Origin of the sequence: Streptomyces soli (assembly GCF_003999195.1) — a bacterium.
Classification (GTDB): Bacteria; Actinomycetota; Actinomycetes; order Streptomycetales; family Streptomycetaceae; genus Actinacidiphila; species Actinacidiphila soli.
The window spans coordinates 1-9,831 of record NZ_RJVR01000313.1 but is presented as its reverse complement, the minus strand read 5'-3'; the positions used below and the strand labels follow the sequence as shown (position 1 = coordinate 9,831).

General features: G+C 67.6%; 7 protein-coding genes and 2 pseudogenes. 5 read left to right on the top strand and 4 right to left on the bottom strand.

Translation table 11 applies throughout. The features are described from left to right. Positions 1-423 precede the first annotated feature (423 nt). From EFK10_RS36010 to EFK10_RS35995, 3 genes and pseudogenes are all read right to left on the bottom strand, one after another. A pseudogene (locus EFK10_RS36010) lies at positions 424-717 on the bottom strand (RNA-guided endonuclease InsQ/TnpB family protein); the annotation flags it as partial. Between the two features lie 286 nt (positions 718-1,003). Next, the gene (locus tag EFK10_RS36005; protein ID WP_127359850.1) at positions 1,004-2,053 is read right to left on the bottom strand and encodes an aldo/keto reductase; all 1,050 of its coding nucleotides are present in this window, start codon (positions 2,051-2,053) and stop codon (positions 1,004-1,006) included. Between the two features lie 588 nt (positions 2,054-2,641). Continuing rightward, positions 2,642-4,006 (bottom strand): FAD-dependent oxidoreductase, encoded by a 1,365-nt coding sequence (locus tag EFK10_RS35995; protein WP_240677682.1) that lies wholly within the window; start codon positions 4,004-4,006, stop codon positions 2,642-2,644. 79 nt (positions 4,007-4,085) lie between these two features. Here EFK10_RS35995 and EFK10_RS35990 point away from each other — a divergent pair, with 79 nt between their 5' ends. The 5 genes and pseudogenes from EFK10_RS35990 (at position 4,086) to EFK10_RS51265 (ending at position 8,435) form a co-directional block, all read left to right on the top strand. After that, positions 4,086-5,027, top strand: a complete 942-nt coding sequence (locus EFK10_RS35990; RefSeq protein WP_127359848.1) for a cupin domain-containing protein — start codon at positions 4,086-4,088, stop codon at positions 5,025-5,027. An 805-nt stretch (positions 5,028-5,832) separates the two neighbouring features. Further along, positions 5,833-6,630, top strand: coding sequence for an amidohydrolase family protein (locus tag EFK10_RS35985; RefSeq protein ID WP_127359847.1), 798 nt, complete (start codon positions 5,833-5,835; stop codon positions 6,628-6,630). A gap of 54 nt (positions 6,631-6,684) precedes the next feature. Beyond that, positions 6,685-7,239, top strand: a pseudogene (locus tag EFK10_RS53825) (tetratricopeptide repeat protein); the annotation flags it as partial. A gap of 284 nt (positions 7,240-7,523) precedes the next feature. After that, entirely contained in the window at positions 7,524-7,772 is a 249-nt protein-coding gene (locus tag EFK10_RS51270; protein ID WP_240677680.1) for a tetratricopeptide repeat protein, read from the top strand. 72 nt (positions 7,773-7,844) lie between these two features. Then, a complete protein-coding gene (locus EFK10_RS51265; RefSeq protein WP_240677679.1) occupies positions 7,845-8,435 on the top strand; it encodes a recombinase family protein in 591 nt (196 codons plus the stop codon). Here the strand turns inward: EFK10_RS51265 and EFK10_RS35970 are convergent. After that, the coding region (locus tag EFK10_RS35970) for a glycosyl hydrolase family 18 protein (RefSeq protein WP_127359846.1) at positions 8,416-9,831 on the bottom strand (1,416 nt) is incomplete at its 5' end. The genes EFK10_RS51265 and EFK10_RS35970 overlap by 20 nt on opposite strands.

The following is a 9,831-nucleotide window of genomic DNA, read 5'->3' as shown; positions in this document are numbered from 1 at the left end:
AAGAGGTCCTTCGCGGACCAGACGGCATCCCCCACACCGACACCCTAGCGATCATGCCAGCCGGCCAGCGAACCGGCCGCACCCTGCTGAATAGCTACTTCCCCGGATCCCCGCCGCGTCTACGTGATGGCCTTCTTGGTGAGAGCGGGCTTTGGCGTGTTGAGCCGCCTAACCCAGTCCATCCCGCCTCTACGCGGTTCTTGTACATCGGTACCCGGTTTTGCCTCCGGCTTCCTCCGGACCCCACCTCACGGTGACGCCCTTGCCTTTGGCTAGCGAGTTAGTCTCACCTCTCCTCGTGGGGACTTCCACCCCTTAGCGACCGGACATGTCCGGCATACTCAACCTGACCCGGTCCTAATGGACCGGGCTTGGAGGTAGCGCCCGACTGGCTGCTGGGTGGGCTCCTCCGTCCAGACACCCCTATGGGGTGGCAGGGGCGCGTGACTCACGCCCCGCAGTCCACACGGTCTCGCCTTTGCGGCCGATGTTGTGGGACGCGTTGTCGTCCGCGTGCATGAGGGCCCCGCAGGACCGGCAGGCGAACGTCGCTTGTGAGTGGCGGTTGCGCCGGTCGATGTGACCGCACTCGGAGCATTGCTGGCTGGTGTACGCCGGATCGACGTACACCACCGGCACCCCAGCCTGCTTGGCCTTGTACTCGATGTACTGGCCAAGCTGGAGGAAGCTCCACGAATGCAGGGGAGTCCGCTGGGGACCATCCCCCGTTAATGCGGGGAACATGGCGGCCCAGCGCCCCGGGTTCCCCGAGCCGACGCCCACCCACCACACACCATCAGCACCCAGTGGCAGGAAGGGCACTCATACCTACACCGGCGCCACCCACCCCACCCATGAAACGACAGCCCCCTTCACCAACCCGACGACACCATCAACGCCTACCCGCCCACCACAACCCACCCCACAGTGGTGAAAACAGACGACGCACTTAAAGCGCTATACCGAGCGGCCGAAGCCCGCCTGTTGCTGGCTGGGCCGGCGGTCAGCCCGCTGCACGCTCCGCGAGAGGCCGGCGGCGCCGGGCGACGTCGACGAGCGCGGGGGCGCGCCAGGCCCCGTCGGGGTGGTACTGGTTGGATCCGGGCGGCACGATGTCGTCGATCTGGTCGAGCGTGTCGTCGTCCAGGGTGAGTGCGCCGCCCTTCAGCAGGCCTTCCAGCTGATCCATGGTCCGTGGGCCGATGATGACCGAGGTCACGGCGGGGTGTGCGAGGGGAAAGGCCACGGCGAGTTGGGGGAGCGAGCAGCCGATGCTGTCCGCGAGCAGGGCGAGCTTTTCCACCGTTTCCAGCTTGGCGACGTTCTCGGGGATCGACGGATCGAAGCGCGCCGGGGTGAGCGCCGCACGGCCCGTGGACAGGTCGATGGGCCGACCCTTGCGGTATGCCCCGGAGAGGAAGCCCGAGGCGAGCGGACTCCACGTCAGCACGCCCATCCCGTAACGTCGGCAAACCGGGAGCACGGACGTCTCCACGCCCCGGGCGAGCAGCGAGTACGGCGGCTGCTCCGTCCTGAAGCGCAGCAGGGCCCGCCGCTCGGAGACATGGTGCGCCTCGACGATCTCCTCGGCCGGGAAGGTGGAGCAGCCGAAGGCGCGGATCTTGCCCTGGTGGACGAGGTCGCTCAGGGCGGAGAGCGTCTCCTCGATGTCCGTTGTATGGTCGGGGCGGTGGACCTGATAGATGTCGATCCAGTCCGTCCGCAGGCGCCTGAGACTCTCTTCGACCTCCTTGATGATCCAGCGGCGTGAGTTGCCGCTGCGGTTGGGGCCCTCGCCCATGCGGAAGTGGACCTTGGTGGCCAGCACCACCCCGTCGCGGCGGTCTTGGAGCGCCTTGCCGACGATTTCTTCGGACTCGCCCGCCGAGTACATGTCGGCCGTGTCGACGAAGTTGATCCCTCGGTCGAGGGCCGTGTGGATGATGCGGACGCAGTCGGCGTGATCTGGATTGCCGACAGCGCCGAACATCATGGTCCCGAGGCAGTACGCACTCACTTCGATGCCGGTCCCGCCGAGCACCCGGTAACGCATGGCCAGCCCCCTCAGTTTTTGGTCGTGGCGAGGATTTCATCAGTTGGAGCGCGCTCCATGTCAACTCTTGGCGAGCCGGAGTCCAGGTCTGCCGGCACGCCACCGGCGTGACAACATCCGATGCCGCGCCTTCAATCAGATCGCAGATCGGTCAGAGGAACTGAGAACGCTTCAAGAATCCCGAAGTTCCCTCACGAGTCGGCGAGCGCTCGAACGAGGGAAAACCCGCTGGCCACGCGCTCAGGGGCCTCAGCGGAGCCCATGGCAACTCACGGGATGTCGCACACACAGTCGGCCAGGGGGCCGGTGTAGCCAGGGCCAGCCGGAAGTACCGTGCCCGCACCCGCCCCAGCAGGCCCCGGGCGGCGTCCCGGTGTCGGCCGACCGGTTCTGGCCCTCGGTGCTGTCCTCGGTGATACCGCGCCGCCGCTGGGCCGACGTCCTCCCCGTCACGCCCGGCACCCTGCTGGCCTGGCACCGCAAGCGCCCTCCATCTGGCCGTGGTCGCCTATCGACACCGAGAGCGACAACGTGATGGCCGACGCAGTGTTCGCCCGCAGGTGCGAGTACTGTCTGGCCTCGCGGTCTTCACTGCAGGGCGCTGAGAACTTCGTTGAAGCCCTCGGTCGACGACGGGTGGGTGTAGATCCCGTCCCGCAGCTCGGTGGCGGTCACGCCATGGCGCATGGCCAGTGACACCAAGTTGATCAGCTCCTGGGAGTCCACGTTCAGCAGGGCGGCGCCCAGCACCTCGTCGGACTCGGCGTCGACCACGAATTTCATCAGCCCCCGCGTGTTGCCGACGATGCGGGCGCGGGGCATGGCGGCAATCTGGGCGATCGGCTTCTTGGCCACCTTCACCGCACGACCGCCGTCCCGGGCCTGGCGTTCAGTCAGGCCCACGCGGGCCAGCGGGGGCGTCATGAACACGGTGTAAGGCACCGCGACCCGATCCGCCGTGGACCGGGTACCCGAGCCGGCGAGCTGATCGACCACGATCCGACTGTCGTCCAGGGAAATGTATGTGAACTGAGGACCCCCGTTGACGTCACCCACGGCGAAGATGTGTAGCTGACTGGTGCGCAGATGCTCGTCGACCTCGACGGCGCCACGGTTCGTCGTCCGCACGCCAGCCGCTGCGAGGTTGAGCCCCTGAGTGGCGGGCACGCGCCCCAACGCCACCAGGATCACGTCGGCCTCGACCGTCGCGACCTGACCGTCCTTCTCGTAGCTGACCACCGCGGTGTCAGGGCCGTCGCTGACTTCGCTGACCCGCGCGCCGGTGGTCAGCACCACCCCCCGCTCGCGCAGAATGTCCGAGGCCGCCTCGACGATGTCGTCATCCTCGCCGGGCATGATCTGCGGGAAGGCCTCCACCACGGTCACCTGGGAACCGAACTGGCTGTACATCCCGGCAAACTCGATCCCGACGTAACCCCCGCCAAGGATAACCAGTCGCCGCGGCAGGTCCGCCGTACTGATCATCTCCGTGCTGGTCACCGCGTACCCGCTGGCCCGAAGGCCGGGGATGTCCGGGACGGCAGGCTCGGCGCCCGAGTTGATCACGATGGTGTCCGCCGTGATGGTCAACCGGTCATCCCCGGCGGTGACCTCGACGGTCTTCGCGTCCACGAACCTCGCCCGGCCGGTGACCACAGTCACCGTGTCGATCACATCGAGCATCTGGAAGTTCTTCTCGCGCAGGAAGGTCGTCAGGTCGTCCGCGCCGCCAACGGCCTTGCGGTACCACTCCCCCGCGCTGTCGTTCGCAGGCCGCGTCTCGGCCTGGCGTACCAGCGCCTTGGTCGGCACGCAGCCGATGTTGATGCAGGTACCGCCGTACATCCGGTCAGACTGCTCGACCATCGCCACGCGCTTGCCCTGCCTGCCCATCGTCGCGGCCAGTGTCTTGCCGCCCTTGCCGAAGCCTATGACAAGAATGTCAACATGCATTGCGTTCATATCTCCACACTCCCCCCACGGCTTCGATCCGACAAGGCGTGAATGACTCGATTACTATCGAGAACGTCTCATGGATACGGTAAGTCGACTGATCCGACTGGCCCGCCCCCAGGGCAGCGTCGACGTGCGCTGCCTGCTGGCGGGGCAGTTCTCCCTGGATAACCCCGCCAGCCTGCCCGGCAAGGCACCGTTCCACCTGCTGCTGGAGGGCCAGTGCACGGTCGAGTACGGCGACCGCACGATCCAGCTGCGCGCCGGGGACGTCGTGCTGTTCCCGCACGGCGGCGCACACCGGGTCCTGGTCGAACACAGCGCCGAGCCGATCGAGACAGTCGAGAAGACCGGCGTGGCGTTCCCGACGCTGCACTCCCACGGCGCCGGAGCTGAGATCGACCTGTTCTGCGGGCACTACAGCCTCGCACCCGGAGCCGGCGAACTGTTGTTCCGGACACTGCCCGAACCGCTGCACGTGTCCTTCGGCGCCGACCCGGACGACCCGGCGCGGATGCTGAGCACACTCATGCGGCGGGAGGCCCAGGCCAACGGACCAGGCACGGCGGCCATCGTGTCCTCACTCTGCGACGCGCTGCTGGCGATGGTGTTGCGCAGCTCGCCAGGACGGCGAGTGTCGGACGATGTGCTGTGGACCGCAGCCGACCACGAGGCCGTGCTCGACGTGATCGATGCCGTGCTGCGCCAGCCGGGGCGGAACTGGAGCATCGCGGAGTTCGCCGATCGCGCCGCGATGTCGCGGGCCACCTTCATCCGCCACTTCAGCCACGCCACCGGAATGGCCGTCGGGGAGTTCCTGACCCGACTGCGGATGGTGATCGCCGCCGACATGCTCGCCGATGGCGACCGTTCGGTCAGCGCCATCGCCGCCGCGGTGGGTTACCGCTCCGAATCCGCCTTCGGCCGGGCCTTTCGCCTGGCGACCGCGACCACGCCGGCCCGGTTCCGGGCGAACGCACGGCCACCCACCCCGCCCAAACCGCGGCCTCGGATCCACTGAGGATTGTTCATCTTGAAAGTTGCAGGTCACGAAGCCTGGTGCGAGGCGGGGGTGGGGTGCTCGTGCCGGTCGGAGACGTGCGCGCGCCACACTTCATTCTTCTGATCCATGGTTCATGATCACGCGGGAGCAGCGACCCTGGTTCCGTCAGCAGAGGAGGCGTTACCCAAGCAGCCGACGACCGCTGCGTCCCATCATGCCGGGGCGGATGGCCCCTTCACGATGATGACGCCATTGGGGGCAGCGATCAGGTCTCGTACGGGGAGAGCCGGGGCGGTGCAGCCCGCGACTTGGATAACGCCGCCGGACGCTGACTGGCTTCGTTCATGTTCAGCGGCTCACCGACAAAGCCACACAGCGCGAGTACGACCAGCGTGTGGCCGAGTTGCGGGCAGAGAGGGCCGGACGCCCAGGGGGTCGGTGAAGAGGCGGTCACTCCTGCTGCCGGTGGTGAGGAAGTGGGTGAACACCGCGGCCCGTAGGAAGGGGCGTGCCCAGTCCGGCACGGAATGGGTCATGCGGCCCTGGCGGGCGTTCCTACAGTCGTGGAGTATCAGCGTGCTGGCGTCCAGGGCGACATCGGTGACACGGGCGGTGTCCAGCTGGGTCATGGAGGTGGCCGTGAAACAGGCCGTGGCCAGCACCTGCCGGCGGCATGAACCAGGTAGGCCGAGGCGCAGGCGCGGGTTTGGTGGAGCTGCCTACCGGGGCGCGCCCTGCGGGAGGGTATGTGGTCTCCGGGTCGACAGCGGAATGGCACACCATATATCTTGACGTCAAGAAATTAGCGAGGGTCAGGAGAGTCATGCAGGTAGAGCAGAGCCGCGTTCCCGATGACGTGAACGTCCTGCCGGTGTTCGACAGCCATATGCACATCTTCGACCCCGCTTACCCAATGACGGCAAACGCGGGGTTCTTGCCGGACGTGTTCACCGTCGAGGACTACCTGACCCGCGTTGGGGCGCTGCCGGTCCGACTGGCGGGTGGTGCGGTGGTGTCTGCCTCCACGCAGGGCTTCGACCAGTTCTACCTTCTCGCCGCGCTCGAACGGCTCGGGCCGGGGTGGGTCGGCGTCACCCAGGTGCCCGCGACGGTGACTGACGAGGAGCTCACGGCCCTGGACGCGGCGGGAGTGCGGGCCGTCCGGTTCAACCTGCACCGGGGCGGCCGCGGCGTCCTCGATGATCTCGCCGCGACGGCGCGGCGGGTGCACACGACCGTCGGCTGGCACGTGGAGCTCTACGTCGACGCGCGAGACCTCGACGACCTGGCCGATCTTGTCGCCTCCCTGCCTGCGGCGAGCATCGATCACCTGGGCCTGTCCGCTGCTGGCCTGACCACTTTGGTCAAGCTCGCGGAGGCCGGGGTCCGCGTGAAGGCGAGCGGGTTCGGCCGAACAGACTTCAATATCGGGCAGGCCCTGCGTCGCCTATGGCGCGCCAATCCCGACGCGCTGCTCTTCGGCACCGACCTTCCTTGCCCACGGGCACCCCGACCGTTCGCCGACAGCGACCTGGACGTCGTGCTCGACACCCTGGGACAGGAGGCCGCCCGCCGAGTCCTTCACGACAACGCCATCGCCTTCTACCGGCCGCACGCGTGAATCCCGCCACGGGGCAGCCTGCAGGACGAGAGTCGGGATCCTCATCCAGCTCGGATGCCGTGGTGCCGACGCCTGTTCGCCGAGGCCGAAGCCGTCGCCTGCCTCACCATGTCCCTGGCCGCCCACGGCCGCCACGAGCCCGCGGACCAGCTCATCGCCCTCGCCTGCGACCTCGGTCATCTGCCCTTGGCTCTTTCCCAGGGCTCCGCCTACCTCATCGACTCCGGCGAGGACGTGGCCGCCTACCGCGTCCTGCTGGCGGACCGTTCCACCGCACTCGCCGACACTACCCCTGATCAGCTCCCCGACGAACAGGCCCTTCCCCTCGCCGCCGCTTGGTCCCTGTCCATCGACCGCGCCAACACCCTCCGCCCCGCAGGCCTGGCCCGACCCATGCTCCAGCTGACAGCCCTACTCGACCCCAACGGCATCCCCCAGACCGTCCTGACCAGTCCGCCCGCGCTCACCCACCTCACCCAGCACCGCAGCCGAACCAGTCCAGACCCCGCCGGCGAGCTAGAGCCGGTTTCCCCCCGGGACGCCGTGCAGTCCCTGCGCGCCCTGCACCGGCTCAGCCTCATCGATCACGACCCCGACACCCCCCATCAGGCCGTCCGTGTTCACCAGCTCATCCAACGTGCCACCCGTGACACCCTCGCCCCCGACCAGCACGACCAGCTCGCCCTCACCGCTGCCGACGCCCTCACTGCTGCCTGGCCCGCCATCGAACGCGACACGGTCCTCGCCCAGGCCCTGCGTGCCAACACCACTGCCCTTATCCGCACCGCCGAAGATGCCTTGCACCGGCCCGCCTCCCACGCGGTGCTCTTCCGTATGGCATCAGCCTCGGTGAAAGCGGCCAAGTCACCACCGCTCGCGACCACTTCGAGCACATGGCCATCACCACCTGCAACCGCCTGGGGCCAGACCACCCCGACACCCTCACCACCCGCAGCAACCTTGCCCGGTGGCGGGGGGAGGCGGGGGATGCGGCCGGTGCGGCCGCGGCGTTCGAGGACCTGCTGGCCGACCGGATACGTGTGCTGGGCACCGATCATCCTCACACCCTCGCCACCCAGCACGACCTCGCCCGGTGGCGGGGCAGAGCGGGAAGCGCCGGTGCTGATCTATCGACCGATTGATGAGCAAGATCGACTAGCCGGGGTTCGCGGTCGGATCGATGCCGAAGCATGCCCATAAAACGGTGTCAGAAAGTGAGCGTGCTCAAGAACTTCGGCATGACCCTTTTCTGTACGATCTGGCGGGTGCAGCAGCCTCCAGACGACGACACCGCCGATCTCCTCGCCTCCGTTCCGGCCGTACGGACCGGCGATTTCGTGGGATACGCACGCGTGTCCACCAAGCAGCAGTTGCTCGACCGGCAGATCCGCGCCCTCACCGATGCCGGATGCAGCCGGATCTTCTCGGACAAGAAGTCCGGCAAGAATGCCGAGCGCGAGGAACTGTGGAAGGCCCTCGACTACCTGCGCCCTGGCGACATCCTCGTCGCCCCGTCGCTGGACCGGTTCGGCCGTTCCATCCAGGACCTCATCGCGATCGTGTCCGGCCTGCGCAAGCGCGGCATCGGCCCGATCCAGGGCAGATCGCCCGCCTCGACATACGCAGACGCGAAAGCCTGGGCGGCATCCTCCACGAATACGAACATGCCGCTTGACCCGCACGCACGAGGTTTTCGGCAAGGGCAGCGATGTGGTCAAGCTGGGGTGACAAGGGTGTGCCGGGCAGGCGGAGTGACTCCGCCTGCCCGGCACGTGGTTCAGATCCTTACGCGAGACCGTTGCTGAGCGCGGTCACGAGTTCGCCGTTGCTCGTGTCTCCGCTGAACTCCCAGAAGAACGCGCCTCGCAGGCCCTGGCTCTTCACGTAGGCCATCTTGCCGGCGATGGTGGACGGAGTGTCGTAGCTCCACCAGTCGCTGCCGCAGTGGGCGTACGCGGTGCCGGCAACGGTGCCGGTGGCCGGGCACTTGGTCTTGAGGACCTTGTAGTCCTCGATGCCCTGTTCGTAGGTGCCGGCCGCGGGCCCGGTCGCAGTGCCGCCCGGCGCATCCTGTGTGACGCCCGTCCAGCCTCTGCCGTAGAAGCCGATGCCCAGGTTGATCTTACTTCCCGGTACGCCCTTGGACTTGAGCTTCTGGACAGCGGCGTCACTGTAGAAGCCCTGGGTCGGGATGCCGCTGTAGGAGTACAGCGGAGAGTGCGGGGCGGTCGGACCCTGGGAGGCCCAGGCGCCGAAGTAGTCGTACGACATGACGTTGTACCAGTCGATGTACTGGGCGGCGGTCCCGTAGTCGGCGGCGTCCAGCTTACCGCCGGCGGAGCCGTCCGCCGTGATGGCCGCGGTCACCAGGTCGCTGCCGAACCTGCCGCGGAGTGCGGACATCACGTTGGTGAACGCCGCCGGGCCGCTGGTGTCACAGGACAGGCCGCAGGAGTTCGGGTACTCCCAGTCGATGTCGATGCCGTCGAAGACGTCGGCCCAGCGCGGGTCCTCGACCAGGTTGTAGCAGGACGTGGCGAAGGCGCCCGGGTTGGCCGCGGCCTGGGCGAAACCGCCAGACCACGTCCAGCCGCCGAAGGACCAGACAACCTTGAGGCCCGGGTGCAGCTTCTTCAGCTCGCGGAGCTGGTTGATGGCGCCGGCCACCGGCTGGCTGTAGGTGTCGGCGGTGCCGTCCACGCTGTTCGCGGCGGTGTACGTCATCTGGTAGTCGGCGTAGGCGTCACCGGCGGCGCACTGGCCATTGGTGACGTTGCCGAAGGAGTAGTTGATCGTGTTGATCTTCGACGCGCTGCCGGAGGTCTCGATGTTCTTGGGGAAGTACTGGCGGCCGTAGACGCCCCAGTCGGCGAAGTAGCCCATCTTCACGGTAGTGCCGCTGCCGCCACCACCGCCTCCGGTGCTGCTCGCGGTGGTCACGGTGAGGACACCGCTGGAGGGGCCGACCTGGCTCGCGGTGTCGCGGGCCTTGACGCTGTAGGTGTAGGCGGTGGCGGCGGTCAGTCCGCTGTCGCTGTACGTGGTGCCGGTGACCGTGCCGATCACACTGGCGCCGCGGTAGACGTCGTAGTTCTTGATGCCGTGGTCATCGGTGGCGGCGGTCCAGTTCAAGGTCAACGACGTGCTGGTGACGTTGCTCGCGGTGGGCGTACCCGGCACCGAGGGCGGGCTGTCCGTGGA

Excerpts from the sequence above, each read along its gene's own strand:
- EFK10_RS36005 (WP_127359850.1), bottom strand. The coding sequence starts at position 2,053 with ATGCGTTACCGGGTGCTCGGCGGGACCGGCATCGAAGTGAGTGCGTAC.
- EFK10_RS35995 (WP_240677682.1), bottom strand. The coding sequence starts at position 4,006 with ATGCATGTTGACATTCTTGTCATAGGCTTCGGCAAGGGCGGCAAGACA.
- EFK10_RS35990 (WP_127359848.1), top strand. The coding sequence starts at position 4,086 with ATGGATACGGTAAGTCGACTGATCCGACTGGCCCGCCCCCAGGGCAGC.
- EFK10_RS35985 (WP_127359847.1), top strand. The coding sequence starts at position 5,833 with ATGCAGGTAGAGCAGAGCCGCGTTCCCGATGACGTGAACGTCCTGCCG.
- EFK10_RS51270 (WP_240677680.1), top strand. The coding sequence starts at position 7,524 with ATGGCCATCACCACCTGCAACCGCCTGGGGCCAGACCACCCCGACACC.